The following is a 26,294-nucleotide window of genomic DNA, read 5'->3' as shown; positions in this document are numbered from 1 at the left end:
GAGTTCTCAGTAGACTGGAACGGTGAGCATCCCTACGCCCTATGAAGACCTCCTGCGCGACGTCCTCGAGCACGGCACGCACAAATCGGACCGCACCGGTACCGGCACCCTGAGCGTTTTTGGCCGCCAGCTCCGCTTTGACTTGAGCAAGAGCTTCCCGCTGATCACCACCAAGCGGGTGCATTTCAAGTCCGTGGCGGTGGAGCTGCTTTGGTTCCTCCGCGGCGACACGAACGTCAAATGGATGCAGGACCAGGGGGTCACCATCTGGGACGAATGGGCCGACGCCGACGGCGAACTCGGTCCCGTTTACGGGGTCCAGTGGCGTTCCTGGCCCACGCCCGACGGCGGGCACATCGACCAGATCGCCGAGCTCATCGAGAACCTGAAGTCCAACCCGGATTCGCGCCGGCACATCGTCTCGGCCTGGAACGTCTCCGAACTCAAGGACATGGCCCTGCCCCCGTGCCACGCGTTCTTCCAGTTCTACGTGGCGGACGGCAAGCTTTCGTGCCAGCTGTACCAGCGGTCGGCGGACACCTTCCTGGGCGTGCCCTTCAACATCGCGTCCTACGCCCTGCTGACACGCATGATCGCGCAGCAGACCGGCCTGGAACCGGGCGAATTCGTCTGGACCGGCGGGGATGTCCACATATACGACAACCACATGGACCAGGTCCTCAAGCAGCTCGCCCGCGAGCCCTACGACTACCCCCAGCTGAACATCACCCGAAAGCCGGACTCCATCTTCGACTACACCCTCGAGGACTTCGAGGTGGTCGGCTACCAGCACCACCCGACGATTAAGGCCCCGATAGCCGTATGAGCAACGACAACACCGCGGGCGTGCAGCCCGGCGATTTCACGGAACAACTTCGAGCGTCCACCACTGGCCTCGGGCTCGTCTGGGCCCAGACCAGCACCGGGGTGATCGGCAAGGCCGGTGACATGCCGTGGCACCTGCCCGAGGACATGTCGCACTTCAGCCGCCTCACCACCGGCCACCCGGTCATCATGGGACGCAAGACCTGGGAATCATTCCCGGACAAGTACCGCCCCCTGCCCGGCCGGACGAACATCGTCATCACCCGCCAGGCCACCTGGCAGGACACCCCGGGCGCGGAAGGCGCCGTCGCCGTCGCGTCGCTCGATGACGCCTTGCTTGAATCCCAGTTCGTGGCCGGCCATGAGACCGTGTGGATCATCGGCGGCGGCGAAATCTTTGCCCAGTCCTTGGACCTTGCCGACGTCGCCGTCGTCACCACCATCGACACCAACGCCGAAGGGGACACCTTCGCTCCGGAACTCGGCTACGACTGGACCGTCTCGGCCAGCCTCCCGGCCAACGGCTGGCTGACCTCCGCCAACGGCACCCGCTACCGGATCACGCTGTGGCGCCGGACGGAGGCCAAGTAATGCTGAGGAAGCCCGAGACCCTCTTTGTCCTGGGGTACATGCTCCTGCCCCTGCTCGCACTGCTCTCCGCGGTCGTGGGATTGACCATGATCCTGGGCGGCAACAAGATCCTCGGGGCGATCGTGCTGGTGGTGGTGACCCAGGTCTTCACGTTCGGGGCGGTTTTCGCGCTGCGCCGGCGCAAGGCGGCACTGCTGGAAGAGCCCCGCGGCGACTATAACGCGTGACGTAACCGACTGCGCCGGGCGGGCCGTGAAGTCTAAACTGGGCCCATGACTACAGCAGCTACCCCGTCCGTCGGCCTGGTTGGTTGGCGTGGCATGGTCGGTTCCGTCCTCATGCAGCGCATGCAGGATGAGGGCGACTTCGCCAACATCAACCCGGTCTTCTTCTCCACCTCGAACGCGGGCGGTGCCGCCCCGGCCCTGGCCGGCGCCGCTGCGGGCGCCGCCGGCAAGCTTGAGGACGCGTTCGACCTCGAGACCCTGGCGAAGCTGCCCATTATTGTCACCGCCCAGGGCGGGGACTACACCAAGCAGGTCCACGGCGAGCTCCGCAGCCGCGGCTGGGACGGCCTCTGGATCGATGCCGCCTCCACGCTGCGCATGAATGAGGATTCCATCATCGTGCTGGACCCCATCAACCGGGACGTCATCGACGCCGGCCTCTCCGGCGGGGTGAAGGACTACGTCGGCGGCAACTGCACCGTGTCCTGCATGCTGATGGGCCTGGGCGGGCTGTTCAAGAACGACCTGGTCGAATGGGGCACGTCCATGACGTACCAGGCGGCCTCCGGCGGCGGGGCGCGCCACATGCGTGAACTGCTGAACCAGTTCGGCAGCCTCAACGCCGAGGTCAGCACCGAACTGGACGACCCGGCGTCGGCGATCCTCGAGATCGACCGCAAGGTCCTGGCACACCAGCGCGCCGGCATCGACGCCACACAGTTCGGCGTTCCGCTGGCCGGTTCGCTGATCCCCTGGATCGACGCGGACCTCGGCAACGGCCAGTCCAAGGAGGAATGGAAGGCCGGGGTGGAGACGAACAAGATCCTTGGCACCTCCGCCGCGAACCGCGTCGTCATGGACGGCCTGTGCATCCGGATCGGTGCGATGCGCTCCCACTCCCAGGCCCTGACCCTGAAGCTGCGCGAGGACCTCCCGGTCGCCGAGATCGAGAAGCTCGTGGACGCGGACAACCAGTGGGCCCGCGTGGTGCCAAACACCAAGGAAGCCTCGATGGCCGAGCTCACGCCCGTGGCGGCGTCCGGCACCCTGGACATTCCGGTGGGCCGGATCCGCAAGCTCGAGATGGGTCCGCAGTACATCAGCGCGTTCACGGTGGGCGACCAGCTGCTGTGGGGCGCCGCGGAGCCGCTGCGGCGCATGCTCCGCATCGCCACCGGAAACCTGTAGGAGCCCGTCCGGGACACCCTACAGGCATACGTTCAGACACCCCTTCAGGCACCTGTTCAGGCGCCAAGGAATCTGCGGTATTTCGCGGCCTGCAGCCCAAAAGACTTTTGGGCTGCAGGCCGCAGCCCGTTAACGGCGTCGAAGGGTTCAGGCACGACGCCGGCTCCCCTGCGGCCCGGCGGCCCGGCCCAGGTGCCGATCACGCCGCCGCCGGCCACAATGGTCTTCTTGAACACGCCGTTGCCGCCGGGGACGATCTTGTCGGCGTGCTCCGGCGGCAGCACGAGGGACCGGTCCGCGTAGCCGAGCAGGAATTCGTCGAACCCCGGCAGCGCCAGCACCGTGCGCTGACCGGGGACGCCGTCGTCGAGCAGCGCGGCTGTCTCTGCAGAGAGCCAGTAGCTGGTCCCCTCAAACTCCAGTTCCGCCAGCTGGTCCGACACCCGGGCCAGGGCGGCCCGGGTTTCCGTCAGCGGAATGCCGGCCCACCAGGCAAAATCACGTTCCGTGGCGGGGCCGTGACTGCGAAGGTAGCGCAGCAGCCACTCGGCGATGCCGTCGGAACGGTCCAGGGTCCGCGACTCGGTGATCCAGTCGCCGAAGGCCACGACCAGCTGCTGGTTGCCGGCCAGCGGACCCTGCACCAGCAACCCCCGCTGGCACAGGATCCCGAGCAGATGGATGCCGCGCTGGCCCGCCGTGGACTGGCCCGCCCGTTCGAAGGCCTGGAACAGCTCCGCCCGGCTGGCAGCTCCTCCGGAGACCAGCTGCAGGGCAGTTGCCGCGGCGGCGTCGACGTCCGCGGCCGTGATCTCGAGCTCCCGGTGGCGCCGGGCCAGGCCCTGGATCAGCCGGTCGGAGGTGATGGCCAGCATCCATTTCAAGTCCTCGGGCGCCAGCACGTGCAAGGTGCCGCGCATTGGCCAGGAACGGACGATCTCCGCCCGGTCCAGCGCCCCGCGTACGTCTTCGGCGCGGGAACCCGGCACGCGCTGGCCGACGGCCCAGAGCACGGCCTGCAGGTCCTGGGCCTGCATCGCAGTCATGCCGCGGACGGCGTCGGGGACGGACTGAAACCCCGGTCCCAGCAGTCCCTGGGCGGCGAGCCGCAGCCTGCCGATGATTCCGGGGCCAAGCCGGCGGACGCCCGTCACTGCTGCCATGGAACCATGGTAAGTCGCGTGTGCTGCCTGTCGGGTTGTTGCCCGGCTGTTCCCAGCCGCCATCCAGCAGGCTTCCCTACCCTTGAATCATGACTATGAGTGAGGTGTGGCCGCTGCTGCGGCCCCTGTGCCGGAAGCTGGCCCTGCTGGGCTGGGCGTCCAGCGCCGCCGGCATGGCTGCCGGGCTCGCCGTCGCCATCGCCAGCGGTACCCGGCTCTCGCCCATGATGAGCACCCTGCAGCTGGTGGCCGCCTCGTCCATGGCGGTGTCCGTGGCCAGCTTCGTCACGGCCGCGGCGTTGCAGCCGCGGGCACGGTCACGGTCTCAGTCACGGTCTCAGGCACGGGTGCAGGCGGCCGTGAAGCACGGAAGCATCGCCCCGCAGGGCCGGGAGCTCCAGCTCGACTATGGCGGCGAATTTCCGGCCACCGTACAGGCCTTCCTGCTCGGCTCCCTGGCGTTCCTCGCCGGCGCCGTGGCGTTTGCGTGCGCCGGACTGGTGCTGCAAAGCGGGCCCAGCGTCCAGTCCGTGGCGTTCTGCCAGGTCTTCCTGCTCGGGGCCGCGGCCTCCGGTTTCACCTTCATGCTTTTCAGCAAGGTGGCACCCCGCCACACGGAACCGTAGCCGGGGCGCGGCGGTGCCCGGCCGGCGCTGCCCCGGCCTTGCCCGGGCAGCGGCCCTTTTCCTGGGGCCGGACTTTCCCTAGAGATCGACGCCGATCAGCAGCGGCTCCGGGTGCAGTTCAATGCCGAAACGTTCGACGACGCCGTGGCGGACCTCGCGCGCGACGGCCAGCATGTCCGCCGCGCTCGCCCCTCCCCGGTTGGTGATGGCAAGGGTGTGCTTGGTGGACAGCGAGGCCCGGCCGCCCGAGACGCTGTCCGGGTCCAGGCCGAAGCCCCTGGCGAACCCGGCCTGGTCGATCAGCCACGCCGCCGAGAGCTTGGTCAGCCCGTCCGCACCGGCGGGGTACCGCGGGGCCTCCTGCGGCAGCCGTGCCGCGACGTCCTCGGCCACGATCGGGTTCGTGAAAAAGGATCCCGTGGAGTAGGTGTCACGGTCGTCCGCGTCCCAGACCATGCCCTTGGACGCCCTGAGCCGCAGCACCTCGCGCCGGACGTCGGTGGAGTAGGCGCGCTGGCCCTGCTCGACGCCGAGCACCCGGGCGAGTTCGGCGTAGCGGACCGGGGCGCTCTTCCGGCCGAGCGGGAGCTGGAACTCCACGGTGAGCACCACATAGCGCGGTGAGCCGTTGACGGTTGTCTGCTTAAGGATGGAGTCCCGGTAGCCGAACTTGAGTTCGGAATTCGTGAAGGTCTTCACCGCGTTGCGTTCCCGGTCCCAGGTGCGCACGACGGCGATCGTCTGGGAGACGTCGGCCCCGTAGGCGCCGACGTTCTGCACGGGGGTGGCGCCCGTGGCACCGGGGATCCCGGAGAGTGCTTCGACGCCGGACCAGGCATGCTTCACAGCGTGTTCAACGAAGGCGTCCCAGTTGTGGCCGGCCTGGACCACCACCGCCACGCCGCCGCAGGAGTCCTCGGCGTCGACGGTGAACCCCTCCGAGGCGATCTTCAGCACCGTGCCGGGGAACCCGGCGTCGGACACCAACAGGTTGGAGCCGCCGCCGATGATCAGCAGGGACTGGCCGGCGGCGTCCGCGGTGCGCACGGAGTCGATGATCTCGGCCTCGGTGCTGGCCTCGATATAGCTGCCGGCGGGGCCGCCGACGGCGGAGGTGGTCAGGGCGGAGAGCTGGATCTGGGTCACCTGACCAGCCTAGCCGGGATCATCCGCCCGGCTAAGCCGGTACTGGCGGCACCTGGCTAGCTGTACTGTCCCGGCACGGGTACGGGCGCGGGGAGTTTGCGGGCCACCGGGGAGAGCAGGAAACTGACGATCAGCATCACCATGACGCCCAGCAGCGAGTGGAGAATGCCGACGTGCTCGGCCAGCAGGCCCAGCAGCGGCGGCCCGCACAGGAACGCTCCGTAGCCGATCGTGGACACCACGGACACCCGCGCGGCGGCCTTGACGGGGTCGTCGGCCGCGGCGGACATGCCGACCGGGAAGCCCAGGGACGCGCCGAGTCCCCAGATGGCCAGGGCCACGTAGGCCAGCCACGGTACCGGGGCGAAGACGAACAGGCCGAGGCCCAGAACCGCCAGCGCGGCGCACCAGCGCATCACCGGGACCCGGCCGAAGCGGTCCAGGACCAGGGTGCCGGCGAAGCGGCCGATGGTCATGAAGGTGACGAACAGCCCGTACCCGGCAGCTCCGGCGGCGTCGGTTTGGCCGTGGCCGTCGGCCAGCGCCAGCGCCACCCAGTCCCCCGCCGCTCCTTCGGCCAGGGCCAGCCCGAGGACCAGCACGCCCAGCAGCAGGGTGCGCCTGTCACGCCAGGCCTGGGCAATGAGGCGTTTGTTGTCCAGCGGCGGCTCCGGGACCGCGTCCGCCTGCCGGACGATCGGGATGGGACCGGTGGAAGGATCCTCGAAGGTGTCTGTCCCGGACGCCTTGAAGGGCCGCTCTGCCTCGAGGGGCGTGATGTCCGCCCGGAACCAGGCCGCCGCGGTGGTCACCGAGCCGGCCACCAGCAGGCCCACCACGGCCAGGTGCAGGAAGACGGGGATCCCGGCGGCGGCAGCCCAGGCGCCCAGCCCGGCGCCCGCAACAGTGCCCAGGCTGAAGGAGCCGTGCAGCCGGGGCATGATGTGCCGCCGGACGGCGCGTTCCACCGCCGCCCCTTCGACGTTGGACGCGGTGTTCCAGCTGGCGGTGCCCAGCCCGATGATTGCCAGACCCGCGGCAACCGCCACCGGGCTGGCGAGCACCGAGGTGCCGAAGCCTGCCAGCGCCAGCCCGAATCCGACCATGATGCTGCCGATCCGGATGGTGCGCTTGGAGCCAAGGCGAAGAACAATCAGGCCCGAGGCGGACACGGACACGAAGGATCCCGCCGTCATGCAGAGCAGGAGCAGCCCGATCGTGCCCGGGGTCAGGTCCAGACCGTCGCGGATGGCCGGCAGCCGGGACACCCAGGTGGAAAAAGCGATTCCGCTCGCGGCGTAGGCCACCACCACGGCGTTTCGCCAGTGCGTGATCTCGGCGGGCGGGACGAAGACTTCCTTGCTCACAGCAGCCAGATTCACAGCAGAGCCATGGGCTAGGCCACCCTGACGACGGCCTGGGCCTTGACGAGGACCTTCTGGGCGGCCGAGACGACCGTGAGGTCGACGCGGGCGGTGCCGGCGTCGGCGTCGAGGGCCCCGATGGCCCCGCTGACCTCGATCACGGCACCGGCCTCCGGTGTCCCCGTCGTGTCGGCGACGGGAACCGGCTTGGTGAAGCGGGTCTGGAAGTCGACGACGGCGGCGGGATCGCCGGCCCAGTCGGTCACGAGCTGGACGGCCGCGCCCATGGTGAACATGCCGTGGGCGATCACACCCGGCAGGCCGACGCCGGTGGCGAAGGCCTCGTTCCAGTGGATCGGGTTGAAGTCACCGGATGCGCCGGCGTACTTGACGAGGTCGGTGCGGGTGACGGTAATGCTGCGGCTGCCAATGTGCTGGCCGACCGTGAGTGCTGCGATGTCGATGCTCATGGCTACTGTCCCTCTCCGCGGACCAGGATGGACGAGGTGGTGGTGGCGACGGGCTTGCGGACGTCGGCGGCACCGGTGGCATCGCCGGCGGCACCGGTGGCATCGCCGGGGGCAAGGGCGAAGATTTCCGAGCGGGTGGTGATCATGGCTCCGCCGCCCATGGCGCGGACGCCGTCGACGTGCAGTTCGGCGACCAGCCGGTCGCCCGCGACGATCGGGCGGTGGTGCGTGAACCGCTGGTCGGCGTGGACCACGCGGGAGAAGTCGATCCCGGATTCCGGATCCTCGATCAGCTGCGCGTCGGCGCGCTGCGCGACGATAATGGCGAAGGTCGGCGGCGCCACGAGGTCGCTGTGACCCAGCGCCTCGGCGGCGGCAACATCGAAGTGGGCGGGGTGGGTGGCCTTGACCGCGCGCGCGAACTCGCGGATCTTCTCGCGGCCGACGTCATACACCTCTGCGGCAGGGTAGCTGCGCCCCTGCAGGTCCGGATTGATAGTCATGGTTCCAGCCTATCGCCACGCCCGGAGCCGTCCGGCTTCGTGACAGGGTGCGCGCCGGGGACCGGACGGGCACTGACGGGCGCTCCGGCGGGTCTTGACCGGCGCGATATGATGAAAACATCAATCCATCAATCCGTATCGCCGAGGGCGCCGCCGGACCCCGGCCGCGAACGGATGCGAGAAAGTGTTTCCCCGCCATGATCTCCGCCGCTCAGACCCCCCTGTATGAAATCAAGGCCAACCTGTTCAAAGCCCTGGCGCACCCGGCCCGAATCCGGATCCTCGAGCTTCTGGCGGCCGCGCCGGACAATACGGCACCGGTCAGTTACCTGCTCGCCGAGACGGGGCTGGAGCCCTCGCACCTGTCCCAGCATCTGGGCACGCTGCGCCGGCACGGTGTGGTGACATCGGTCCGGACGGCGAATGTCGTGACCTACCGGCTGGCTCATCCCAAGATCAAGGAGCTGCTCGCGATCGCCCGGGTCTTCCTGCTGGACACCCTGGCCGGTTCCAGCGAACAGCTCCGGATAGCGCAGGAGCTGCCGGCAGGCCACCTCGACCGCGCGGGCGACGCCGACAGTACCGGCCACCTCGACGCCGCGGCAACGTGAGCGCGGCCCAGGCAGCAGACCCGGCGACGACATCTGCCACGGCCCGGGGACGCTTCGCCCGGTTTGTGCCGTCCCGCCGCGACTACGAGCTCTTGAGGTCCGCCTGGAAGACGGATCTGTTCGCCGGCATCACGGTGGGCATTGTGGCGCTCCCCCTGGCCCTGGCCTTCGGGGTCAGTTCCGGGGTCGGGGCGGAGGCCGGACTCATCACCGCGGTGGTGGCAGGACTTGTCGCCGCCGTCATGGGCGGATCCAACGTCCAGGTCTCCGGCCCGACCGGCGCCATGGTGGTGGTCCTGGCCCCGGTGGTCGCCGTCCACGGCGTCGGCAGCATTGCCCTGGTCTCTGTACTGGCCGGGCTGCTGGTCGTGGTCCTGGGCGCCAGCGGGCTGGGCCGGGCCGTCGCGTTCATCCCGTGGCCGGTCGTGGAGGGTTTCACGCTCGGCATCGCCGCCATCATTTTCCTCCAGCAGGTTCCCTTGGCCACGGGCACCGAGGGAACGCCGGGCCACAACACCCTCCTGGCCGCCGTCGAGAGCGCGTCGCAGGCCACCATGCCGACCGTGCTGGAGACGCTCGCGGTGGTGGCCTGCGTCGCGGCCGTGATGTACCTGCTGCCGAGGCTGAATAAGGCCCTGCCCGCGAGCCTGATCGCGGTGCTGCTCACCACCGCGGCGTCGGAGATGCTGGCGCTGGACATACCGCGGATCGGCGCGCTTCCGCACTCCCTGCCGGCGCCCTCGATGCCCTCTGTCGATCCGGCCGCGCTGGGAGGCCTGCTGATGCCGGCCGTGTCCATCGCGACGCTCGCCGCCATCGAATCCCTGCTCTCGGCCCGGGTGGCCGCCGGCATGGTCGGCCCCGACGGCCGTCCGTCCGGCGCGTACAGCCCGGACCGGGAGCTCACCGGCCAGGGGCTGGCCTCGATCGCTGCCGGGTTCTTCGGCGGCATGCCAGCCACGGGCGCGATCGCCCGGACCGCCGTGAACGTCCGTTCCGGGGCCAAGACCCGGCTCTCCGCGGTGGTGCACGCCCTGGTGCTGCTGGCCATCATCTACCTGGCGGCGGGGCTTGTCGGCAGGATCCCGCTGGCGGCGCTGGCCGGCATCCTCATGGTCACGGCCGTCCGCATGGTCTCGCGGCACACCGTGACGGCGATCCTGCGCTCCACCCGGGCCGACGCCGCGGTCTTCGTGGTCACCGCCCTCATTACCGTCGCCTTCGACCTCATTGTGGCCATCCAGATCGGACTCGCCGCGGCCGCCGTGTTCACGCTGCGGACATTCGCTTCCCTGAGCGGGGTCCGGCGCGAGGACATCCCGGGGCCGCCTGTTCCGGGCGACGAGCACATCGCCATCTTCCGGCTGGACGGGGCCATGTTCTTCGGTGCAGCGGAGCGGGTCCTGCAGGAGATCAGCCAGGTCAGGGACATCCAGGTGGCCGTCATCCGGCTCTCCCAGCTGCGGATGCTGGACGCCACGGGCGCCCACATGCTCGTTGAGGTGGTCTCCGCGCTGGAGCTGCGCGGGGTCACGGTCCTGCTGAAGGGGGTCCAGCCGCAGCATCTGGAGCTCGTGACCAATGTGGGGGTCATCCGCTCTCTGCGGCATCACAAGCACCTGTTCACATCCCTCCCCGACGCGGTGGAGCATGCCCGGAGCCATGTGGTGCGGAACGCGGCCGCTAGCGCTTGAGGTTTTTCCGGATCGCCTGGCCGCGGACCACAAGCCCGGCAATGTGCAGGACCAGGCCGAGTCCGATCACTGCCAGTGAGGCGAGGGCAAGGGGCTGGTTGCCGGTGCTGTTGCCCACCACGCTGAGGATGATGCCGAGGGCGATCAGGCCCATGGCGCTGAAGACAATCACCTTGTAGGTGGTTGACGCGGTGGCCCAGAATTCATTCAGCACCGTGCCAGTCTACCGGGACGGCCGGACGACACCGCGAGCCGCAAAATTCCTGGCGACACTCAAATTGCCTGCCGACGCGGAATACGGGCGCGCCCGGTAATTTGCGCGCCGCGGGGCAATTCCAGCGTCAGAACAAGGCTTCCTGCACGGCCGGGACATCCGAGCCGTGGTCACCGAGTTCGATCACCCGGGCCTTGAGCTGGCCCAGGTTCACCACGAATTCCAGTCCGCTGCCATCCAGCGCCGCGAGGGCAATGCTGCCGCTCAGCGCGTCGATCCGGAACCCGTGCGCTCCGGCCGCCAGGTCGTGCGGATAAGCATGCCGGGCGGCCGGGGCGCAGGCCTTCGCGGAGAGTTCCGGCCGGGCCCACCGCTCATCCACCACCGCGAAGCCCTCCCCGCCGGCACCGGCAATCAGGGTCCGGGCCTCCCCTGCCAGCCGTCCGTTCAGGGCGTCGAGATCGACGGCGGCTGCCGGCGCGAGCAGCGCAGCGGCCTTGGCGGCAGCGCGGACCTGCTGCGGCAGCCCGGCCTCGCGCGTGATCATGTCTTCAAGGAGGCGGACCACGCGGCCGTCCTCGGCACGGGCGACGTACCGGGCGACGACGGCGCCCTGCTCGGCGAGCCGGTTCCATTTGCGCCGGTGGGACGCGGTGCCGACCTTGCTGGCCCCGTTGGCGAAGGTGGCGACGTAGAGCCAGTGCGGCTGCATCAGGTACGCGCGCAGGCCCGGCGGGACCCGGCCGCCGCGGTGGAAGTCATGGATCAGCCGGAATTCATCCAGGACGAAGCACCGCCCGCACTGGCTGCCCCTGGCGGCGGGAGCCCGGTCCGGGCACAGGACGTGGTCCCGGTCCGCGGGTCCGTGCACCAAGTGATGCCCAAGGCACTGTTTCCCCGCGGCGGCGAGCCGGAAACCGAGGCGGGTGCCGGCGTCGATCGTCACTGCGGTGAGGGCGCCGCCAGGGTCCTGCAGGCGCATCGCCGGCGGCCTGCCGCCGGACGCTGCGGCGGGCCCGGGCGCCGGACCATCCCAAAAGACCCCGTGCACCAGATAGCGGGTATCGGTCACGGGGTCTCCTCGAGTGGTGTGGCGGCTACAGGGCCGGCTGCACGCCAAAGGCTACCGCGAGCTTCATGATCTTCTCGGCCCGGCCCAGGCGCGGCAGGTCGGAGCCGTCCCGGATGACGCGGCCGTTGGCTTCGAAGTCGGCCATGAAGTCCGTGGCCCAGGCGACGTCGGACGGGGTGGGGCTGATGACCTCGTTGATGACCGGCGTCTGGTCGATTGCGAGGCAGAGCTTCCCGGTCATCCCCATCATCACCGTGATGCCGGTTTGTTCGCGCAGGATCGGGTGGTTCGTGCCGACGGTGGGGCCGTCGATGGGGCCGGGGAGGTTGCCCACGCGGCTGGCCACAACGAGCTTGGCGCGGGGGTAGGCCATGGCTTCCGCGGTGGCCGCCATGCCGGTGTCGCGGCGGAAGTCGCCCGAGCCGAAGGCCAGGCGGAAGGCGCCCTGGGCCTTGGCGATGTTGTTGGCTTCCTCGATGCCGACGGCGGACTCGACCAGGGGGATCACCGGGGTCTTGCCGTCCATCCGGTGGAAGCTCTCCGTGACCTGGTCGGCCGATTCGGTTTTGGCCAGCATGATGCCCAGCAGGCCGGGGGTGCCGCGCAGGCCGGCGAGGTCGTCGGCCCAGAACGGGCTGGTGGCGTCGTTGATCCGGACCCACGCACTGCCGCCGGCGGTCAGCCAGTTCACGACGTTGGCGCGGGCGGCGTCCTTCTGCGAGGGGTCCACCGCGTCTTCGATGTCGAGGATGATCGCATCGGCCCGGGAGACGGCGGACTGGTCGAAGAGATCGGTCTTCATCGCGTTAACCAGCAGCCAGGAGCGGGCGATGTCGGCCGGGATGTTGCGTTGGGGCCGAAGTGATTCGGCGGTGGTGGTAGAGGTCATGCGTCTACGCTAGTCGCCCGGGGGCACTTGCCGCTAAGCGATCCGGCCCTCAGCGGCGACCATTACGACCAAAATCACGTCCACACCCAGCTGGCCGGCAGCAGAAGCCGTTTTCGGGCTCCCAACGGCCTCGGCTGCCGGCCAGTTGGGTGGGACGGACAGGCTAGGGGATGTTGCTTCCCCGGGCCGCGACCCAGAGCCCGTACCACTCGGCGCGGGTCATCGCCGCGGCGGCCTCGGCGGCTCCGGCGCAGGCGAGGATCCGGTCCGGGTTCGCGGTGCCGATCACGGGCGCAATCCCTGCAGGGTGCCTCATGAGCCAGCCGAGCACGATCGCTTCCCCCGTGGTCCCCTTCTCGGCGGCCAGGGCGGCCACGAGGGAGGTGGCGGCCTCCTCGGCCGGCGTCCGAGCGGCCGCCGGCGCCCCGGTGTAGAGGCCGCGGGCCAGCGACCCGTATGCCTGCAGACGGATGCCGTTCCGGACGCAGTGCTCGACGGTCCCGTGCGGGAAGCTGTAGTCCGTGCCCTCGGCATGGTTGACGAGCACTGTGCTTTCCAGCCACGCCCGTTTCAGCAGGCTCATTTCGAGCTGGTTGCCCACCACGGGAACCTCGAGCCGGTCCTGCAGCATCTCGATCTGCGGGCCCGACATGTTGGACACGCCCACGGCCCGCACCTTGCCTTCGGCCATGAGCTGCCCGACGGCGGAGGCCACCTCCGCCGGATCCATCAGGGGATCCGGGCGGTGCAGCATGAGCACGTCGACGTAGTCCGTCCGGAGCCGGGCCAGGCTTTCGTTGACCCGCTCCAGGATGCCGTCCCGGCTGAGGTCGTAGTAGGCCTCCAGGCCCTGCTCGTTGAGCCGGATGCCGCACTTGGTCTGCAGCCGGATTTTCTCCCGCAGCCCGGCGGTGCGGGCCAGGACCTCGCCGAAGACGGCTTCGGCCTTGCCGTTGGTGTAGATGTCCGCGTGGTCGAACAGTGTGATGCCCGCGTTCAGGGCGGCTTCGACGGCCGCGGCCGCCTCGTCCACGTGCGCGGACGAGTACGGCTCGGCCGACCAGTCGCCGCCCAGGCCCATGCAGCCGTAGACGAGTTCCTGGGGAAGGTTCCCGGCGCCGGCGGGCGTGCCGGGCGAAGCCTGCGGTGCGGGGCTCACCGCAGCCAGACGGTGGTGTTGGCCGGCAGCTGCCCGCCATCCAGCGGGCCGCTGCTGACCAGCACCTCGCCGGCCGGCAGGTCAACCGGCGCGTCGCCGAAGTTGGTCACCGTCTGCCAGCCGCCGGGACGGCTGAAGCGCAGGACGTCGGCGCTGCCGGATTCCTGCCACTGCAGTTCCTCCGAGGTCTGCAGTTCGCGGCGCAGCTTCAGGGCCGTGCGGTAGAGCTCGAGGGTGGACCCTTCCACGCCGTCCTGGGCTGCCACCGCGTAGCGGCCGAACCAGGCCGGCTGCGGCAGGTGTGCCCCGCCGGCGCCAAAGCCGAACGAGGTGCCCTCCGGGGCCCAGGGCAGGGGCACGCGGCAGCCGTCGCGGCCGATCTCCACGCCCTTGTTCCGGAAGAAGGTGGGGTCCTGGCGCTCGGCGTCGGGGATCTCCGCGACTTCCTGCAGGCCCAGTTCCTCGCCCTGGTACAGGTAGGCCGATCCCGGCAGGGCCAGCATCAGCAAGGTCGCGGCGCGGGCCCGGCGCAGGCCGAGTTCGACGTCGAGTTCCTCGACGGGGGCGCCGGCCAGCAGCCAGCCCTTGCCGTCCTGGCCCTGGGCGTGCTTGCCCCCGCCCTGGGGCAGGCCGTAGCGGGTGGCGTGGCGGACGACGTCGTGGTTGGAGAAAACCCAGGTGGAGGAGGCCCCGGACTCGGTGGCCTCGGCGAGGTTCCGGGCGATGATTTCGCGGAACTCGCCTGCGGCGAAGTCGGCCTGCAGGAGGTCGAAGTTGAACGCCTGGCCCAGGCCCTCCGGGCTGGCGTAACGGGCGCGGCGGGTGGCGTGCACCCAGGCCTCGGCGACGGCGGTGCGCGGCGGGTTGTACTCGTTGAACACCTCGCGCCATTCGGCGTAGATCTCGTGGACTTCATCGCGGTCCCAGAACGGGTGCGAGCCGTCCGGGAAGCCGTCCGTTCCGGTGTTGGCGGCGCTGAGCTCCACCTTGGAGATCAGCGGCTCGGTGAGGTCCTTGGTCAGCGCGTGGGCGACGTCGACGCGGAAGCCGTCCACGCCGCGGTCGGACCAGAAGCGGAGCGTCTTGAGGAAGTCGTCGCGGATTTCCCGGTTGGCCCAGTTCAGGTCCGGCTGTTCCTTGGCGAAGATGTGCATGTACCACTGCCCGGGCGTGCCGTCGGGCTCGGTGATGCGCTCCCAGGCGGGGCCGCCGAAGACGGATTCCCAGTCAGACGGCGCGAGTTCGCCGTTTTCGCCGAGGCCGTCGCGGAAGATGTAGCGCTCGCGGGCCGCGGAGCCGCGCGGGGAGGCCAGAGCCTCCTGGAACCACTCGTGCCGGTTCGAGGAGTGGTTGGGGACGATGTCGGCGATGAGCTTGATGCCGGCGGCGTGCAGCGCGGCGGACATCTCGTCGAAGTCCGCCAGGGTGCCGAGCTTGGGGTCCACGTCGCGGTAGTCGTCGACGTCGTAGCCTCCGTCGGCGAGCGCCGAGGGGTAGAACGGGGAGAGCCAGACGGCGTCGATCCCGAGTTCCTTCAGGTACGGGACCTTGGCGGTGATGCCCTTGATGTCGCCCAGTCCGTCACCGTTGGAGTCCGAAAAGCTCCGCGGGTAGATCTGGTACACCGATGCCTGGCGCCACCAGTTGGGGTCGGCGGCGAGATCGGAACCGGACAGGGTTGCCAGCGTGGCGGTGTTGGTCAAAGGAGATTCCTTCGGGTCTGGGAGGGCTTCTGGTAATTTAGATACAAGCTAAATATATTGCCTGAACAATTATGGGTCCGGGGACAGAAGAGGTCAAGAAGTGATGCCGCACGCAGCCGCCGCCACGCCGCAGCTGCTGCGCCGCGTCAACGCCCAGGCCGTGCTGCGCCACATCCGCGGCGCCGATGTGGCCACCGGAACCGAGCTGATGGCCCTGACCGGGCTGACCCGGGCCTCGGTGATTGCCGTTTGCGAGGATCTGATCGGCCGGGGCTGGATCGTGGAGCAGGACCAGCCGGCAGACCCTGCCAGTCCGCGGAAGGGCCGGCCGGCCCGGCGCTTTGCCTTCAACCGGGAAGCGGGTTTCGTGTTGGGCCTGGACATTGGTGCCGCGACCACCACCGCCGCCGTGGCCGACCTCCGCGGCACGGTGATCGGCCGTTCCAGCGGGAGCTTCCGCGCGGCGGACATCCCCGCGCAGGAGCGGATCGGCGTCGTCGATCTCGCCTGCCGCGAGGCGCTGGAAGCGGCGGGAGCTGACCCGGGCAGGGTCCTGGCCGTCGGCGCCGGGATCGCAGCGCCGGTGGACCGCGACGGCAACGTTCTGGTGACGCAGCGGTTTTGGAGCCTGTTCGACGTCGGGCTCCGCTCCGCGCTGAAGGAGCTGCACGGCTGGACCGTGCTCCTGGAGAACGACGCCAACCTGGCTGCGCTCGGTGAGCGCTGGCGCGGGTCCGGCGTGGGCGTGGATGATCTGGTGGTGCTCCTGGCCGGCGAACGCCTCGGCGCCGGCGTGATGGAATCCGGCCGCCTGCTCCACGGCCGCGGCGGGGCCGCCGGCGAGATGGGCTATCTGGACATGGTGGAGGGTGTTGGCTCCAGCGACGGCATCGCCGCCCTGGTGCGGCAGTGGTCGGCTGCCGGCGGCGGACCCTCCGCGGGCGGCCCTGCCAGTGCGCCGCGCGTCTTCGCGGACGCGGCCGCGGGAGACCCGGCGGCCCTGGCCATCCTGGACCGGATTTCGGAGCGCATGGCCCGGGTCATCGCCTCGATCGCGAGCCTGATCAACCCCGAGCAGGTGGTGATCGGCGGCGCCGTCGCCGAGTCCGCCGGGGCGCTCCTGCCCGGCATCACAGCCCTGCTTCCCCGCTTCACCGCGACTCCCCCGCGGGTGACAGTCTCACCCCTGGGCGACGCGATCGTCACGGCGGGCGCGGTCCGGCACGCCCTGGACTACGTCGAGGCGAATGCCTTGGAGCTGGCCCTCCCCGCGCGGGGCTGACCCGGATCCGTTGCCTTAGTCCGGCATGATCATGGTGCGCAGGTCCAGCTGCCGCAGCACCCGGTCCGCGACTTCCGGGTCCATGCCCGGCTCGTTCCGGGCCGCTACGACTTCCCGGCGGGCCGCATCGAGGGCGATCGTCTGCACCGCGATCGCCAGTTCCCGGCCACGCTTGCGCTGCTCCCCCGCGCTTTCATTCCGCAGGCTCCCGTCCAGCAGCTCGGCGTGCAGCCGGGTCATTTTCTCCTTCACGAGCGCCACCTTATCCGCCGGCAGCTCCTTCATGAGCTCGTTGTCCTTCAGGGCCGCGATCGCTGCCTGTTGCGCCCGGCTTGCCAACACGCGGGCGGCGTCGCGTTCTTCGGAACCGTCCTCGGACGCCTTCAGGACCCGCATGAGCCACGGCAGCGTCAGCCCGGGCAGCACCAGGGTGGCCAGCAGCACGGCGCAGGCGATCACCAGCAGCTCGCTGCGGGCCGGGAACGGCGTGCCGTCCGCAACGGTTAGCGGAAGAGCCAGGGCCAGCGCCAGGGTGGCCAGGCCGCGCATGCCGCACCACGTGAGTATCAGCACGTCCTTGGCCGAAGTAGGGCGCAGAACATCCTTCCTCGCCCGGGAGAGGCCGGACATCATGGCCAGCCAGGCGAAGCGTGCGGCGAACACCAGGACGCACACCACCGCGGCCGTCCCGACCATGCCGAAAACGCCGCTGCCTTCGTCGTGGATGACCTGCCGTACTTCCAGCCCCACCAGCCCGAACGCCAGGCCGGTGACCAGCAGTTCCACGACGTCCCAGAACGCGGTGCGGGTGACCCTCTCCGCGGCGTCCCCGGGCCGGGAGTGGCGCTGCATTTCCAGCGCGGTGACGACGACGGCGATCACCCCGGAGGCGTGCACCTCCTCAGCCAGGATGTAGGCGGCAAACGGCACCACGAGGGTGACGGCGCTCCGGGCCACCATGGAGGTCACCAGGCGGGTGATCAGGCTCGTGAGCCAGCCCATGCCGATCCCCACAACCACCGCGATCGCAGCTCCCAGGACAAACTGGAGGACGACGTCGGAGGCGATCTTGGTGCCGGCGACGGCCGCGGCCACGGCCGCTTGGAAGATGACGATGGCGGCGGCGTCGTTGAACAGGCCCTCGCTCTGGAGCACGTTGATGAGCCGCCGCGGCATGTGGACCCGGCTGGCGATGGAGTCCACGGCCACGGGATCGGGCGGGGCCACCATGGCGCCCAAGGCGATCGCGGCCGGTATGCCGATGCCCGGGATCATGAGCCAGGCCGCGCCCGCGACCACCGCCGTCGAGACCACCACGAGCGCGACGGCAAGCATCAGCAACGTGCGCCAGCGGACCCGGAAAACAGCCCACGAACTGCGCTGCGCTGTCGCGAAGAGCAGCGGAGGCAGGAAAATGGGCAGGATCAGCTCGGGCGGGATCTGGATCTCCGGGAAGCCGGGGATGAACGTCAGGGCAACGGCCAGGATCAGCATCAGCACCGGGTAGGGCAGCCGCAGCTTCTCTCCGAGACCGACAGCGCCCACCGTAGCCAGCAGAAGTCCAACGATGAGTGCCAACTGATCCATGTGCCCGCTTTCCCCGGAGGCGGGCCGGGGCATCCCGGGTGGATGCGCGGACCGCCCCCACCACCCTATCGGGAAGAGTCCTGGGCTAGCCCAACGTTTCCAGCGCTGCCGCGAGCGGGAGCGTGCCGTCCCGGAACTCGATGGTGCGCCCGATCGTGGCCGGCAGCCCGAGGACCGCCGCCGCCACCAGGGCGACGTTGGCCCGGGCGGTTTCGGTGCCGTCGGACGTGTCGGCGGGGTCGACGTCGATCATCCCGTTGCCGGGTCCCGCGGTCAGCGTTCCGGGGCCCAGGACGGTCCAGTCAAGGCCTGAACCGCGCAGGTACTCATCCGCCGCGGCCTTGGCTTCGGCATAGGCGAAGAAGCCGTTGTCCGCGGGGACTCCGTGGTCCGGCCCGGCCCCGAAATAGGACACCATGACGTACCTGCTGACGCCGGCTTCCGCCGCGGCGTCCATGGAACGGATCGCGGCGTCGCGGTCCACGGCGTAGGTCCGTTCGGGGCTGCCGCCGCCGGCTCCGGCCGACCACACCAGGGCGTCGTGTCCGCGGAGGGCTCCGGCGATCTGCGCCGTCGTCGCGTTCTCCACATCCAGCAGCGCCGGTGTGGCGCCGGTGTCCGTGACGTCGGCCGCATGGTCCGGGTTGCGGATAAAGGAGGTCACCCCGTGCCCTTCCGCCGCGAGGATCCTGGACAGTTCCAAAGCCACCTTGCCGTGGCCGCCGATAATTGCGATGCGCGTCATGGTCCCATTCTGTCCCACCGGACAGCGAACTGCTGCCCCATGGTCCACAAGTTGGTGGTGGTCCAGTAGATCAGGACGCCGATGGGGAACAAGATCCCGCCCACACCGAAGACGACCGGCAGGCTGTACAGCAGCACCTTTTGCGGGCCCATGAACGGAGGCGCCACGGCCTCGCCGGACAAGCTCCTGGCCATGATCTGCCGCTGCGTGATGAGCTGCGAGGCCGTCATGGCCAGGATCATCGCAATGGAGAGGATCCACACCGAGAGCTGACTGCCGCCGACGCCGTGCAGCAGCGAGGCCGAGAGCGGGGCGCCGAAAATCGTGGACTCGTCGAACTGCGCGACCTGTTCGGGGCTCATGGCCCCGACGGCTTCGCCCTGGCCGGCCGCGGCGCTGATGCCGGACAGCATCTGGAACAGCGCGAAGAAGAAGGGCATCTGGATCAGCAGGGGCAGGCAGGCGGAGAACGGGTTGGTGCCGTGCGCCTTGTAGAGGGCCATCTGTTCCTGCGCCATGGCCTGGCGGGAGAGCGGATCGGTCTTGCCTTTGTATTTGTCCTGGAGCTTCTTCAGGTCCGGCTGCAACCGCCTCATGCGCTGCTGGACGTTGACCTGTTTGAGGAACACCGGGATCAGGGCGGCGCGGATCACCAGCACCAGCCCAATGATGGACAGCGTCCAGGTCCAGCCGCTGGCCGCCGGCATGCCGATGGCGCTGAGTCCGTCATGGAAGCCCGCCATCATGGCTGAGACCAGCCATTTGAACGGAGCCATGATGGTGCCAAGAAGGTCCACTGATATCCCCAACCGTCAGTTGCTGCAAAGCTACGGCGAAAAGTGCCTCTTGTCACGGGCGCGCGTTGCGGGAAGGCACACGGCTGACCAGGAGACGATTCAGCCGGTGTCCGGGCGTGCCCGCACTGCGCTGACGCCGTTGATTTTTAGGCTGATCTGAATTGCACGCAGGCGTCCAGGCCGGTGGTGCCCGGTGCGGGCCCGGGGGCCCTGGGCCTGAGTGTTGCTTCTGCCCCGCTGGCCCGGGCCAGTTGGTGCACGATGGACAAACCGAGGCCGCTGCCCTCGCCGCCCTGGGTGCCGCGCCAAAAACGGCCAAATGCCCGTTCGCAGTCTTCCGGGGAAAGCCCGGGGCCCTCGTCCAGGATGTGCAGTTCGATGGTGCCTGGCTGTTCACCGTGGGAGACCACGAGCTGGATCAGTGACCCCGGCGGGGCGACGGCGAGGGCGTTGTCGATCAGGTTGTCGATGATTTGCTCGGCGGCCCCGGGCAGGATCAGGATGTCTGCCGCAGGCGGGCCGTCCAGGCTCAGGCGCACACCGGTCTCCTCGGCGAGGGCCTCCCATTGTTCCTTGCGGGCCTTCGCTGCCTCGACGAGGTCGGTGGTGACCGGCGCGGCCGGGCTGCCTTCGGCCTTGCTGAGCAACAGCAGCCCGTCGATGATGCGCTGCAGCCGGTACGTCTCCTCCAGCGAGGCGGCCACCATGGTCCGGCCCGCTTCCGGGTCGGCGGGGATCGTGTCGTGGGCGTTCTCGAGCCTGAGCCGCAGCCCCGTCAGCGGGGTGCGGAGCTGATGGGAGGCGTCGGAAGCGAAGCCGCGTTGTTGCTCGAGCAGGTGTTTCATCCGGTCCGCCATGCGGTTAAAGGAACCCGCGAGGGCTTTGATCTCGGGGGCGCCCCCTTCGTCGGTTCGGGTATCCAGGTTTCCGTCGGCGAGCAGTTCCGTGGCGTCCCGCAGCCGCTGGAGTCTCCGGGTCACGGCGCCGGCCATGACGTAGGCCAGGATGCCGGCGAGCAGTACCGTGGTTCCGGCGACAGTCCAGATGGTACGCAGCTGGCCGTTCACCTGCTCGGCCACGACCGACGCCGGATACGTCAGCCGGACGACGCCGGAAATCTTCTCACCGCTGAGGACGGGAACGGCGACGTAGAGCAGGTCCAGGCCCAGTGTCTGGGAATACCGTTGGCCCGCGTTGATCTGACCGGTCAGTGCGGAGGCGATCTCGGGCCGCGAACTGTAGGGCGATCCGGTGGCCGCCTGATCGTCGTCCGAGGTCGCCACGGCCGTCCCGACGGCGTCGACGATCACCACACGGGCCCCGCCCGCCTCCCCATACCGGCGCACGTCGGCCGCGACTTCCGGAGGCAGTGGACCGCCGGCTTTCAACGCGTCGCCGGCCCGGCCGGCCAGGAGAAAAGCGTCGCGTTCAAGGGACGTGGTGAGGCGCTCCCGTTCCACACGGACCAGATAGTTTCCCAGCGGAATGTCCTGGACCAGGACCACCAGCAAGGTGATGAGCATGAAGGCGCCGATCAGCCGCCATCTCATCCAGGCACCCCGAGCCTGAACCCGACGCCGCGGACGGCCTCGATCCAGCGGGGGTCACCGAGCTTTTTGCGGATTCCGGCAATGTGGGCATCCACGGTCTTCGTGGTGCCGTACCAGTCGCCGTCCCAGACCGCTCGCAGGATTTCCCGGCGCTCGAACACCGCGCCGGGGTCGGCGGCCAGGAAATACAGGAGTTCGAACTCCTTGGCGGTCAGATAAACCTCGGCTCCGTCCAGGAGCACGCGGCGCGAGCGCTGGTCAATACTCAGGCCGCCGATGTTCCTGCTGAGCTCCGTCCCGGGCCGGCCATCCGGGAGCCGTTCTTCGGAGCGGCGCGCCACCGCCCGGATTCTCGCGATGAGTTCCCGCATCCCGAACGGCTTGACCAGATAGTCATCGGCGCCCAGTTCCAGCGCCAGGACCCGGTCAATCTCTTCATCCCGGGCACTGACCACGATGATCGGAATCGAGGTCAGCGCCCGAATGGCGCGGCACACATCGGTGCCGTCCATGTCCGGCAGCCCCAGGTCCAGAAGGACAAAATCGGGACTGGACGCGCGGACCACCTCCAGGGCCTGGCCGCCAGTTCCGACGTGGCTGGCCCCGAAGCCGGCCCGGCCCAGTCCGTCAAGGACTCCGGTGGCAACTGATTCGTCATCCTCCACTACCAGGATCTGCATACCTGATTATGTTCCTGCCTGCCGCGAATTCTGCCGCAATCCGCGTGAGTTGGCTGATCGGGGGCGCAAACTTGGACAACTCTTGGATTTCCCCAAGACCCGTCCTTTCCCACGGATTCCTAGGGTGGAGACATGAAAACTAAAACAGTCCTCGTCCTCACGGCAGCCGGTGTCCTGCTCACCGGATCCGCGGCCCTTGCAGTCAACGCCCAGACCTTGAACGGCTCACCGGCCGGAACAACGAACCCCGCCAATACCGTCCTCCTGCCGCAAAACGCCACCACCGCCGCTTCCGGCTCCCCCACATCCACGGGCAGCACGTCCGGAACCGAGGACCGCAGCCCGGCCTCCTCGCCGAGTCCCTCCGCCACCGAGGACGCGGTCCCCGCCCCAGCACCTGCCGGCTCCAGCGAACCGGGCGAGGACCGGACCGCGGTTCCCGCCCCGGCACCTGCCGGCTCCAGCGAACCGGGCGACGACCACGGCGGACACGGCGAAAACGAGCCCGGCGACGACAAGCACAAGGGAAGCGATGACTGACAGTGGGGAGACAGAAAAACCCCCGGAATCTCAATGATTCCGGGGGTTTTGTCTGTAGCGGTGGGGAGGCTCGATCTCCCGACCTCACGATTATGAGTCGTGCGCTCTAACCAACTGAGCTACACCGCCGTAAATGAGGAAAACCTGCGCTAAGCCGGTCAAAAACCGCCTTGACACAGGCCCTCATTCAGAGCCCCCCACCGGAATCGATCCGGTGACCTCGTTCTTACCAAGAACGCGCTCTACCACTGAGCTAGGGGGGCAACGAGTAAATACTCTACCGGAAGATTCGCCCACCAACAAATCGGCGGCCGTACGACGCCGGACCGGCCGGAAACAGCGGAAATCCGGGCTCCCGGCGCGGTTTTGGGGGCCCGGATCGGCTCCCGGGACCAATCGGCGGCCGCGGCTGTGACGAAGCGAACACGGGGCCGGAATGCTTAAACAAGAACGGACCGGCTCAGGGAGCCGGCCCGTTCTCAGATGGTGCTAGTGGTTACCACTTGTTGCGGGGCTTGAAGCCGCCTTCGGTGCGGGGCTTGCGGGTGTCCGCGCCGAAGGTGCGCTGCTCGGAACGCTCGCTGAAGGAGCGGCCGCCACGGTCAGCGGAGGACCGCTCGCCGTCGCCCTTGCGGAATTCGCGCTTGAAGCCGCCGTTGCCCTTGAAGTTGCCGCTGCCGCCGGAGTAGCCGCCACGGTCTCCGCCACGGTTGCCCTGGTAGGAGCCGCGGTCGCCGGCCGGCTTACGGCCGTTGTCGAGCTCCAGGTGGATCAGCTCGCCGCCGATCCGGGTGCGGGACAGTGCCTTGAGCTGATCGGCGCTCAGGTCCGCCGGGAGCTCCACGAGGGAGTGGTCCGAGCGGATGTCGATGCCGCCGATCTGGGCCGAGGAGATACCGCCTTCGTTGGCGATGGCGCCAACGATGGAACCCGGCATGACGCGCTGGCGGCGTCCGACGGCGATCCGGTAGGTGGCGTTGCCCTCGGTCAGGGTGCGGGTCGGGCCGCGTGAGCCGAAGCCGTCCTTGGAGCGCTCGCGCTTCTGGAACTCGGGCGCTGCCGGCAGTTCCTTGACCAGCAGCGGCTGTCCGCCCTGGGCCATGACGGCCAGTGCGGCGGCGATTTCCGAGGCCGGCACGTTGTGCTCTTCCTCGTAGGAGGAGATCAGGTCGCGGAACGCTGCAACGTCCTCGGACGCGAGGGTCTCCGTGATGCGCTCGGCGAACTTGCCCAGGCGCAGCGTGTTGACGGTCTCGGCCGTGGGCAGGTGCATCTGCTCCACCGGCTGGCGGGTTGCCTTCTCGATGGAACGCAGCAGGTACTTCTCGCGCGGGGTCATGAACAGGATCGCGTCGCCGGAACGGCCTGCGCGGCCGGTGCGGCCGATGCGGTGGACGTAGGACTCGGTGTCGTGCGGGATGTCGTAGTTGACCACGTGGCTGACACGCTCGACGTCCAGGCCGCGGGCGGCGACGTCGGTGGCGACCAGGATGTCGATCTTGCCGTCGCGCAGGGCCTCGACCGTGCGCTCACGCTGCTGCTGCGGGATGTCGCCGTTGATGGCGGCAGCCTGGAAGCCGCGCGAGCGCAACTTGTCGGCGAGGTCCTCGGTGGCCATCTTGGTGCGGACGAAGGCGATGACGCCCTCGAACTCCTCGACCTCGAGGATGCGGGTCAGCGCATCGAGCTTGTGCGGGCCCATGACCTGCAGGTAGCGCTGGCGGGTGTTGGCGCCCGTGGTGGTCTTGGACTTGACCTGCACCTCGGCCGGGTTGTTCAGGTACTGCTTGGAGAGCCGGCGGATCTGGCTCGGCATCGTGGCGGAGAACAGCGCAACCTGGCGGCCCGCGGGGGTCTGCTGGAAGATCTGCTCCACGTCTTCGGCGAAGCCCATGCGGAGCATCTCGTCGGCCTCATCCAGCACGAGGTACTGGAGTTCGGACAGGTCCAGGGAACCCTTGGCGATGTGGTCGATGACGCGGCCGGGGGTACCGACAACAACCTGCGCGCCGCGGCGCAGGCCGGCGAGCTGGGGGCCGTAGGCGGAGCCGCCGTACACCGGCAGGACGGTGAAGTCGTCGATGTGCTTGGCGTAGGAGGTGAAGGCCTCGGCAACCTGGAGCGCGAGCTCACGGGTGGGGGCCAGCACCAGGGCCTGGGTCTTGCGGGACGGGCCGTTGAGGTCGTGGAGCTCGGCCAGGCGGGACAGTGCCGGTACTGCGAATGCTGCAGTCTTACCGGTACCCGTCTGGGCCAGGCCCACGACGTCGCGGCCTTCGAGCAGCAGCGGGATGGTTGCTGCCTGGATCGGGGACGGCTTCTCGTAGCCGACGTCCTGCAGGGCGGCCAGGACACGGCCATCGATGCCGAGGTCTACGAACCTGACGCCTTCTTCCTCGGCGTCCTCGTCCTTGGCCGGGGCGGAAGTGGCCTCGGTCTTGGTGTCAGCCTGCGGGGCAGCTTCGGCCGCCGGTGCTACAACGTTCGCAGGAGCCTCGGTGAATTCCGGGGCGGAGCCGGCTGCGGGGGCAGCCGTTTCAGAAGTCTCGACGTCGGCCTGGGTGTTCTCGGTGGCGAGTTCGGTGTCGACGGAGTTGTTCTGATTTTCGGGCATAGGTGAAATTTCCTCATCCATAGGGGCCAAGCGGCACAACCCGAGGTGAGCGGAGCCGCAGTACGCGTGACACGAATTGCCGGGCGTACGGTTGACCGGCGGGTCACATAGAAGTCCGGCGCTTTCGCAATCCCGTGGCAGGACTTCCCGCTGCATCTCTTGGCTGCTATCCCAGCAGTCTGTACAGCGTTTTCTTTTGCCGGCTCTCCCTATGAAAATGCCCGCATCACATTTGCGGGCCCCAACACTTGCCAGTCCTGCCTCAAGAATTGGGCAGGAATAAGGGATTTCCGGAGTGGGGGATATTTCAAGTGTAGGGCATGGAGCGGAACAGTGGTAATTGAGGGGCCGACGGGGGCTGGTGAGCTTGCGCACACCGGCTCCCCACGCCTAGACCCCGAGACGGCGCTGCAGCTGTACGAACCTCTGGTGGTACTCGGGCTGCAGGCGGATCTGGCCGTCGGCGTCGGCGTCGCGCAGGGCCTCCATGTCCTCCAGGGTGGGATCGGTGAACCACTTGGCGATTGTCACGCCGTGGGCAGGGACAAAGAGCCGGTGGATGTGGTCTCCGGCCTCGATGCTGCCGGTCCGGACCACGCGGAGGTAGGTGCCCACCCTGCCGGCCTCGGTGAACCGCTGGACCCAGTGCGGCTCGCCCATCCGCCGCTGGAAGGTGGCGCAGGGGATGCGCGGGGAGGTGACTTCCACCTCGACGTCCAGTCCGACCTTCCACCGTTCGCCGATCACGGCGTTGGAGGCGTTGAGGCCCGTGATCCGCAGGTTTTCGCCGAAGATGCCCGCTGGCATGTCCCGGCCGAGTTCGCCGGCCCAGTAGTCGGCGTCGTCCTGCGAGTACGCGTAGAGTGCCTGGTCCTCGCCGCCGTGGTGGATCCTGCTCGCCTGGATATCACCGCGCAGGCCAAGTTTGTGGACTTTCACCGGTCCGTCCACGGGGCGCTTGTCGATCGCGGTGACCCCGACGCTGCCGGGATCATCGAGCAGCTGGTGAACCCTGCAGACAGCAAGCACGGATGCGGTTTCCATGGCACCAGTG

General features: G+C 68.9%; 26 protein-coding genes and 2 tRNA genes. 9 read left to right on the top strand and 19 right to left on the bottom strand.

Features of this window, described 5'->3' with window-relative positions:
• The first annotated feature begins 22 nt into the window (after positions 1–22).
• From AC1DKN_RS03240 to asd, 4 genes are read left to right on the top strand one after another with little or no spacing between them, the layout of a single operon-like run.
• The gene (locus tag AC1DKN_RS03240; RefSeq protein ID WP_079550143.1) at positions 23–826 is read left to right on the top strand and encodes a thymidylate synthase; all 804 of its coding nucleotides are present in this window, start codon (positions 23–25) and stop codon (positions 824–826) included.
• Positions 823–1,416, top strand: a complete 594-nt coding sequence (locus AC1DKN_RS03235; protein WP_476851323.1) for a dihydrofolate reductase — start codon at positions 823–825, stop codon at positions 1,414–1,416. Before AC1DKN_RS03240 ends, AC1DKN_RS03235 begins: the two co-directional genes overlap by 4 nt.
• On the top strand, positions 1,416–1,643 hold the full coding sequence (locus AC1DKN_RS03230) for an NF038396 family protein (RefSeq protein WP_028276519.1): 228 nt from the start codon (positions 1,416–1,418) through the stop codon (positions 1,641–1,643). Before AC1DKN_RS03235 ends, AC1DKN_RS03230 begins: the two co-directional genes overlap by 1 nt.
• 45 nt (positions 1,644–1,688) lie before the next feature.
• Positions 1,689–2,831: an aspartate-semialdehyde dehydrogenase gene (gene asd, locus AC1DKN_RS03225; RefSeq protein WP_043435910.1), complete on the top strand. Its 1,143-nt coding sequence runs from the start codon at positions 1,689–1,691 to the stop codon at positions 2,829–2,831.
• Positions 2,832–2,887: 56 nt separating this feature from the next.
• Here the strand turns inward: asd and AC1DKN_RS03220 are convergent, their stop codons facing one another.
• Positions 2,888–3,994, bottom strand: coding sequence for a winged helix DNA-binding domain-containing protein (locus AC1DKN_RS03220; RefSeq protein ID WP_476859395.1), 1,107 nt, complete (start codon positions 3,992–3,994; stop codon positions 2,888–2,890).
• Between the two features lie 89 nt (positions 3,995–4,083).
• Between AC1DKN_RS03220 and AC1DKN_RS03215 the strand changes: the two genes are divergently transcribed.
• Positions 4,084–4,620 carry a hypothetical protein gene (locus tag AC1DKN_RS03215; RefSeq protein ID WP_476870455.1) on the top strand — a complete coding sequence of 179 codons (537 nt, stop codon included), beginning with the start codon at positions 4,084–4,086 and terminating at the stop codon, positions 4,618–4,620.
• Between the two features lie 78 nt (positions 4,621–4,698).
• Here AC1DKN_RS03215 and AC1DKN_RS03210 read toward each other — a convergent pair whose 3' ends face one another.
• The 4 genes from AC1DKN_RS03210 to AC1DKN_RS03195 are packed head-to-tail and all read right to left on the bottom strand — an operon-like array spanning position 4,699 to position 8,103.
• A complete protein-coding gene (locus AC1DKN_RS03210; protein WP_476870454.1) occupies positions 4,699–5,766 on the bottom strand; it encodes a UDP-N-acetylmuramate dehydrogenase in 1,068 nt (355 codons plus the stop codon).
• Between the two features lie 56 nt (positions 5,767–5,822).
• A complete protein-coding gene (locus tag AC1DKN_RS03205) occupies positions 5,823–7,133 on the bottom strand; it encodes an MFS transporter (RefSeq protein ID WP_476870453.1) in 1,311 nt (436 codons plus the stop codon).
• A 29-nt stretch (positions 7,134–7,162) separates the two neighbouring features.
• Positions 7,163–7,600, bottom strand: coding sequence for a MaoC family dehydratase (locus AC1DKN_RS03200; RefSeq protein ID WP_476870452.1), 438 nt, complete (start codon positions 7,598–7,600; stop codon positions 7,163–7,165).
• A gap of 2 nt (positions 7,601–7,602) precedes the next feature.
• Positions 7,603–8,103 carry an FAS1-like dehydratase domain-containing protein gene (locus AC1DKN_RS03195; RefSeq protein ID WP_476870451.1) on the bottom strand — a complete coding sequence of 167 codons (501 nt, stop codon included), beginning with the start codon at positions 8,101–8,103 and terminating at the stop codon, positions 7,603–7,605.
• Between the two features lie 197 nt (positions 8,104–8,300).
• Between AC1DKN_RS03195 and AC1DKN_RS03190 the strand changes: the two genes are divergently transcribed.
• A complete protein-coding gene (locus tag AC1DKN_RS03190; RefSeq protein ID WP_476851331.1) occupies positions 8,301–8,714 on the top strand; it encodes an ArsR/SmtB family transcription factor in 414 nt (137 codons plus the stop codon).
• Positions 8,711–10,408 carry a SulP family inorganic anion transporter gene (locus tag AC1DKN_RS03185; protein WP_243181115.1) on the top strand — a complete coding sequence of 566 codons (1,698 nt, stop codon included), beginning with the start codon at positions 8,711–8,713 and terminating at the stop codon, positions 10,406–10,408. Before AC1DKN_RS03190 ends, AC1DKN_RS03185 begins: the two co-directional genes overlap by 4 nt.
• Here the strand turns inward: AC1DKN_RS03185 and AC1DKN_RS03180 are convergent.
• The 5 genes from AC1DKN_RS03180 to AC1DKN_RS03160 all read right to left on the bottom strand — a co-directional run bounded on the left by AC1DKN_RS03180 (position 10,398) and on the right by AC1DKN_RS03160 (position 15,445).
• Positions 10,398–10,622 (bottom strand): DUF3188 domain-containing protein, encoded by a 225-nt coding sequence (locus tag AC1DKN_RS03180; protein ID WP_476870450.1) that lies wholly within the window; start codon positions 10,620–10,622, stop codon positions 10,398–10,400. The genes AC1DKN_RS03185 and AC1DKN_RS03180 overlap by 11 nt on opposite strands.
• Before the next feature lie 127 nt (positions 10,623–10,749).
• Entirely contained in the window at positions 10,750–11,694 is a 945-nt protein-coding gene (locus tag AC1DKN_RS03175) for a DUF2797 domain-containing protein (RefSeq protein WP_476870449.1), read from the bottom strand.
• A gap of 25 nt (positions 11,695–11,719) precedes the next feature.
• Positions 11,720–12,583, bottom strand: a complete 864-nt coding sequence (locus tag AC1DKN_RS03170) for an HpcH/HpaI aldolase/citrate lyase family protein (protein ID WP_223913776.1) — start codon at positions 12,581–12,583, stop codon at positions 11,720–11,722.
• Between the two features lie 163 nt (positions 12,584–12,746).
• Entirely contained in the window at positions 12,747–13,742 is a 996-nt protein-coding gene (locus tag AC1DKN_RS03165) for an aldo/keto reductase (RefSeq protein ID WP_476859388.1), read from the bottom strand.
• Complete coding sequence (locus AC1DKN_RS03160) at positions 13,739–15,445, bottom strand: glycoside hydrolase family 13 protein (protein ID WP_476870448.1); 1,707 nt, start codon at positions 15,443–15,445, stop codon at positions 13,739–13,741. The genes AC1DKN_RS03165 and AC1DKN_RS03160 overlap by 4 nt, the downstream gene beginning before the upstream one ends.
• Before the next feature lie 103 nt (positions 15,446–15,548).
• On the opposite strand from AC1DKN_RS03160, the gene AC1DKN_RS03155 reads away from it, so the two are divergent.
• Positions 15,549–16,727 (top strand): ROK family transcriptional regulator, encoded by a 1,179-nt coding sequence (locus tag AC1DKN_RS03155; protein ID WP_476870447.1) that lies wholly within the window; start codon positions 15,549–15,551, stop codon positions 16,725–16,727.
• A gap of 15 nt (positions 16,728–16,742) precedes the next feature.
• On the opposite strand, the gene AC1DKN_RS03150 is transcribed toward AC1DKN_RS03155, so the two are convergent.
• The 5 genes from AC1DKN_RS03150 to AC1DKN_RS03130 form a co-directional block, all read right to left on the bottom strand.
• Complete coding sequence (locus AC1DKN_RS03150; protein WP_028276506.1) at positions 16,743–18,314, bottom strand: Na+/H+ antiporter; 1,572 nt, start codon at positions 18,312–18,314, stop codon at positions 16,743–16,745.
• A gap of 85 nt (positions 18,315–18,399) precedes the next feature.
• On the bottom strand, positions 18,400–19,059 hold the full coding sequence (locus tag AC1DKN_RS03145) for an NAD(P)H-binding protein (RefSeq protein WP_476870446.1): 660 nt from the start codon (positions 19,057–19,059) through the stop codon (positions 18,400–18,402).
• Positions 19,056–19,856: a membrane protein insertase YidC gene (gene yidC, locus AC1DKN_RS03140; RefSeq protein WP_230007959.1), complete on the bottom strand. Its 801-nt coding sequence runs from the start codon at positions 19,854–19,856 to the stop codon at positions 19,056–19,058. Before yidC ends, AC1DKN_RS03145 begins: the two co-directional genes overlap by 4 nt.
• A gap of 146 nt (positions 19,857–20,002) precedes the next feature.
• The gene (locus AC1DKN_RS03135; protein WP_476870445.1) at positions 20,003–21,406 is read right to left on the bottom strand and encodes a sensor histidine kinase; all 1,404 of its coding nucleotides are present in this window, start codon (positions 21,404–21,406) and stop codon (positions 20,003–20,005) included.
• Positions 21,403–22,086 carry a response regulator transcription factor gene (locus tag AC1DKN_RS03130; RefSeq protein ID WP_476859381.1) on the bottom strand — a complete coding sequence of 228 codons (684 nt, stop codon included), beginning with the start codon at positions 22,084–22,086 and terminating at the stop codon, positions 21,403–21,405. The genes AC1DKN_RS03135 and AC1DKN_RS03130 overlap by 4 nt, the downstream gene beginning before the upstream one ends.
• Before the next feature lie 132 nt (positions 22,087–22,218).
• Here AC1DKN_RS03130 and AC1DKN_RS03125 point away from each other — a divergent pair, with 132 nt between their 5' ends.
• A complete protein-coding gene (locus AC1DKN_RS03125) occupies positions 22,219–22,626 on the top strand; it encodes a hypothetical protein (RefSeq protein WP_476851342.1) in 408 nt (135 codons plus the stop codon).
• Positions 22,627–22,681: 55 nt separating this feature from the next.
• Here AC1DKN_RS03125 and AC1DKN_RS03120 read toward each other — a convergent pair.
• From AC1DKN_RS03120 to AC1DKN_RS03105, 4 genes are all read right to left on the bottom strand, one after another.
• Positions 22,682–22,755, bottom strand: a tRNA-Met gene (locus AC1DKN_RS03120).
• A 62-nt stretch (positions 22,756–22,817) separates the two neighbouring features.
• A tRNA-Thr gene (locus AC1DKN_RS03115) sits at positions 22,818–22,889 on the bottom strand.
• A gap of 233 nt (positions 22,890–23,122) precedes the next feature.
• Positions 23,123–25,240, bottom strand: a complete 2,118-nt coding sequence (locus AC1DKN_RS03110) for a DEAD/DEAH box helicase (RefSeq protein ID WP_476870444.1) — start codon at positions 25,238–25,240, stop codon at positions 23,123–23,125.
• A gap of 390 nt (positions 25,241–25,630) precedes the next feature.
• A complete protein-coding gene (locus tag AC1DKN_RS03105; protein WP_476870443.1) occupies positions 25,631–26,284 on the bottom strand; it encodes an MOSC domain-containing protein in 654 nt (217 codons plus the stop codon).
• Positions 26,285–26,294: the final 10 nt, after the last annotated feature.

It is taken from the genome of Arthrobacter sp. 01N444 (genome assembly GCF_056399305.1).
The sequence above is the reverse complement of the archived record's forward strand: the minus strand, read 5'-3'. Positions and strand labels throughout refer to the sequence as shown.

Bases quoted from the DNA above. Each gene is read 5' to 3' on its own strand.
- AC1DKN_RS03150 (WP_028276506.1), bottom strand. From the start codon at position 18,314: ATGGATCAGTTGGCACTCATCGTTGGACTTCTGCTGGCTACGGTGGGC.
- AC1DKN_RS03190 (WP_476851331.1), top strand. From the start codon at position 8,301: ATGATCTCCGCCGCTCAGACCCCCCTGTATGAAATCAAGGCCAACCTG.
- AC1DKN_RS03235 (WP_476851323.1), top strand. From the start codon at position 823: ATGAGCAACGACAACACCGCGGGCGTGCAGCCCGGCGATTTCACGGAA.
- AC1DKN_RS03195 (WP_476870451.1), bottom strand. From the start codon at position 8,103: ATGACTATCAATCCGGACCTGCAGGGGCGCAGCTACCCTGCCGCAGAG.
- AC1DKN_RS03200 (WP_476870452.1), bottom strand. From the start codon at position 7,600: ATGAGCATCGACATCGCAGCACTCACGGTCGGCCAGCACATTGGCAGC.
- AC1DKN_RS03130 (WP_476859381.1), bottom strand. From the start codon at position 22,086: ATGCAGATCCTGGTAGTGGAGGATGACGAATCAGTTGCCACCGGAGTC.
- AC1DKN_RS03220 (WP_476859395.1), bottom strand. From the start codon at position 3,994: ATGGCAGCAGTGACGGGCGTCCGCCGGCTTGGCCCCGGAATCATCGGC.
- AC1DKN_RS03145 (WP_476870446.1), bottom strand. From the start codon at position 19,059: ATGACGCGCATCGCAATTATCGGCGGCCACGGCAAGGTGGCTTTGGAA.
- AC1DKN_RS03125 (WP_476851342.1), top strand. From the start codon at position 22,219: ATGAAAACTAAAACAGTCCTCGTCCTCACGGCAGCCGGTGTCCTGCTC.
- AC1DKN_RS03110 (WP_476870444.1), bottom strand. From the start codon at position 25,240: ATGCCCGAAAATCAGAACAACTCCGTCGACACCGAACTCGCCACCGAG.
- AC1DKN_RS03170 (WP_223913776.1), bottom strand. From the start codon at position 12,583: ATGACCTCTACCACCACCGCCGAATCACTTCGGCCCCAACGCAACATC.
- AC1DKN_RS03215 (WP_476870455.1), top strand. From the start codon at position 4,084: ATGACTATGAGTGAGGTGTGGCCGCTGCTGCGGCCCCTGTGCCGGAAG.
- AC1DKN_RS03230 (WP_028276519.1), top strand. From the start codon at position 1,416: ATGCTGAGGAAGCCCGAGACCCTCTTTGTCCTGGGGTACATGCTCCTG.
- AC1DKN_RS03135 (WP_476870445.1), bottom strand. From the start codon at position 21,406: ATGAGATGGCGGCTGATCGGCGCCTTCATGCTCATCACCTTGCTGGTG.
- asd (WP_043435910.1), top strand. From the start codon at position 1,689: ATGACTACAGCAGCTACCCCGTCCGTCGGCCTGGTTGGTTGGCGTGGC.
- AC1DKN_RS03105 (WP_476870443.1), bottom strand. From the start codon at position 26,284: ATGGAAACCGCATCCGTGCTTGCTGTCTGCAGGGTTCACCAGCTGCTC.
- AC1DKN_RS03155 (WP_476870447.1), top strand. From the start codon at position 15,549: ATGCCGCACGCAGCCGCCGCCACGCCGCAGCTGCTGCGCCGCGTCAAC.